The organism is Citrobacter sp. wls717, assembly GCF_005280955.1.
Lineage (GTDB): Bacteria > Pseudomonadota > Gammaproteobacteria > Enterobacterales > Enterobacteriaceae > Citrobacter > Citrobacter werkmanii.
Window position 1 is genome coordinate 1 of the sequence record NZ_SZWW01000039.1, and the last position, 1320, is coordinate 1320.

The 1320-nt window shown below is 54.5% G+C and carries 1 pseudogene; it reads right to left on the reverse strand.

Annotated features, from left to right (window positions below):
• Nucleotides 1–34: 34 nt before the first annotated feature.
• Nucleotides 35–1180, reverse strand: a pseudogene (gene rlmC / locus FDX09_RS19440) (23S rRNA (uracil(747)-C(5))-methyltransferase RlmC); the annotation flags it as partial.
• Nucleotides 1181–1320: the final 140 nt, after the last annotated feature.

The following is a 1320-nucleotide window of genomic DNA, read 5'->3' on the forward strand; positions in this document are numbered from 1 at the left end:
GGCCTGATAAGCGAAGCGCCATCAGGCATATCCGTTATTGTCTGCTGAGCAGCGTTAACACTTCGTAATGCGCGGTATGTGGGAACATGTCGAAAAGCTGAACGCGGTCAATGCGATACCCTGACAACTCGTGAATATCCTTCGCCATAGTTTGCGCATTGCAGCTTGAATAGACAATAAAACGTGGCGCCATGCGGGAAAGAAAATCGCACAGCGGTTTGCCAATCCCGCGACGCGGCGGGTTCACCAAAACCAGATCGGGTACTTCGCCCTGGGCGATAGCAAACTGAGTCGAATCCAGCGCCTGAAAACGCAGATTTTGCAACCCAAGCTCCTGCGCCGACTGTTTCGCACAGGTAATCGCCTCTGGCGCGATTTCAATACCTGTCAGTTTCATCTGCGGCGTGGCGCAATGCAAACCAAACCCTCCTACGCCGCAAAACAGATCCCACATATGATTAACCGGAAGCTGGCGCACCCAGTCGCGTGCGGTGGCATATAAATGCGCCGCCACCACTGGGTTGGTCTGGAAAAAGCTCTGCGGACGTATCCACAGCGGCACATCATTAAAGCGTTCCGCCAGCGCCTGTTGTTCGGTCAGGAAGATTTCTGTCTCCCCTTCCATAATCGCCATATGCACCGGTTGAATATTCACAGTGATCACTTTTAACTGTGGCAACCGTTCCTGCAACCACGGTAGCGCTGCACGCAACTGCGCCAGTTTGGCGTCTGAACGCAGGACAAAGCGCAGCATCATACCGCCATCAAACCGGCTTTCCGTTAACAGCAGATATTTAAGCTCCCCGCGTTTACGCGCCACGTTATAGGGCGTTAACCCCGCACGGGCGATAAACGGTTTGAGCGCGGCAAATACGGGCGAAAAAGACGCAGGATAGAGCGGACAATCACACAAATCCTCCGGCGTACCGTCACGATGCAGCATCCCAAGCAATGGTTTTTCCACGCTGCCGCTGACCACCATTTTGGCTTTGTTGCGAAAAGCGCGTTCCGTGCCGCTGACCGGCGCGCGCCACTCCGCCACCGCATGTTCAGCAAGCAGTTGGCGTAAATCGGCCATTTTGGCGGTGAGTTGGTGGGAAACCGGCTGTTCAATCCACTGACAGGAACGACAGCGACCGGCGTCATAGAGTGCGCACTGCATACAAAAACCTTTACGTGATCGAGGGCGGAGATTATATACGTAAAATCATTCGGGATGCATATCAGGCCTGAGCTTTCGTAGGCCTGATAAGACGCGTTAGGGTCGCCATCAGGCAATTGTGCGGCGTCGGTGCCGGATGGCGGCGTAAACGCCTTATC